Raw genomic sequence first — 1174 nt, 5'->3', positions numbered from 1 at the left:
CCCGACGATCCCGGCCCAGGCGTCCCCCCGGCCCCGGACCCCACTAGGACCGTTCCCGTCGGCGGATCCTCGCCGGGTGCGGGCCTGGCCGCCGCGAGGTCGGCGGCGAAGGCGGCGGCTCAGGCCGGTCCGCGGGCCTCGTCGTCGCGTGGTGGTGCCGCGGCCTGGCCGGAGTCGGTCCCGAGCCGCAACAAGGGACCCGAGGACGACGTCGACCCCCTGAACGACGCGGACGCCGACGTGGACGCGGTCTCGGGCATGGCGCTCCTGGAGCGTGAACTCGGTGCCCGAGTGATCGGCGAAATCGACCACACCTGACCGAGCAGCCGACGGTGCGCGCCGCTGAATCGCGGAGCCGGGCAGGGAGCGTGCGGCTGAATCGCGGGGCCGGGGCAGGGAGCGTGCGGTAGAGCGGTGAACGGAACCCCAGCTCCCGCGCCCGGACGCGATGAAGGCGCAGGCGTCAGGGGAACAGGCAGAAGGAAAGAAAAGTCACGCCAGCCGCGCGCGGGCGGCGGCGGAGCGGGCGTCGGTGGGGGGCAGGGCGGCGAGGCGTTCCAGGATCTCGTAATCGTCGCGGCCGTTGACGGTCTGGGCGTACGCCCACAGATGCTCGGGAGAGCCGTACCGCAGCAGGCAGGCCCGGACCTGGGCCTCGAGCTCGTCCCGCTCCCGCCGGATCTCCGGCGACTCCGAACGCGGCAACAGCGGCCCCGTGTACGCGCGCGCCAGCGCGGCCGGGTCCTTCGCCGCGAGATGGCGGCGTACGGCGAGGAAGTCGGCCTCGATCGGGCAGACCAGCCGGTACGGCTTCGCCGCGATGGCGTTGCCCAGCTGCGCGCGCAGCCGGTGGATCTCGGCCCTGATCGTCACCGGGTTGCCGTAGTCGCCGTACATGTGGAAGGAGAGCTGCTCGGCCGTCAGCCCGTGCTGGTGCAGCGCGAGGAGGGCGAGGATCTCGGCGTGCCGGAGCGACAGGGGCTGCTCGCGGTCTCCCAGAGTGACGGAGGGCGGCCGCTCCCCGAGGAACGTGAGGGCGAGCGACGGCGGCGTCGCGGTGGGAACGGTACGCAGCAGGAAGCCGTCGGCGAACGACTCCAGGAGCCCGACCGTCCCGTCGCGCAGGATCATGCGCTGCCCGGACACGCGGAGGTGCTCGCCGGAGTGGGCGGAG

1 protein-coding gene and 1 pseudogene are annotated in these 1174 nt (G+C 73.7%); one reads left to right on the top strand and one right to left on the bottom strand.

From position 1 onward, the window contains the following. A pseudogene (locus tag ETD86_RS54425) lies at positions 1-318 on the top strand (DNA polymerase III subunit gamma and tau); the annotation flags it as partial. Between the two features lie 174 nt (positions 319-492). On the opposite strand, the gene ETD86_RS56560 reads toward ETD86_RS54425, so the two are convergent. Then, positions 493-1174: helix-turn-helix domain-containing protein (locus ETD86_RS56560; protein ID WP_170223819.1), on the bottom strand; the 682-nt coding region annotated here is incomplete at its 5' end.

Source organism: Nonomuraea turkmeniaca (assembly GCF_005889735.1).
GTDB classification, from domain to species: domain Bacteria; phylum Actinomycetota; class Actinomycetes; order Streptosporangiales; family Streptosporangiaceae; genus Nonomuraea; species Nonomuraea turkmeniaca.
The sequence above is the reverse complement of the archived record's forward strand: the minus strand, read 5'-3'. Positions and strand labels throughout refer to the sequence as shown.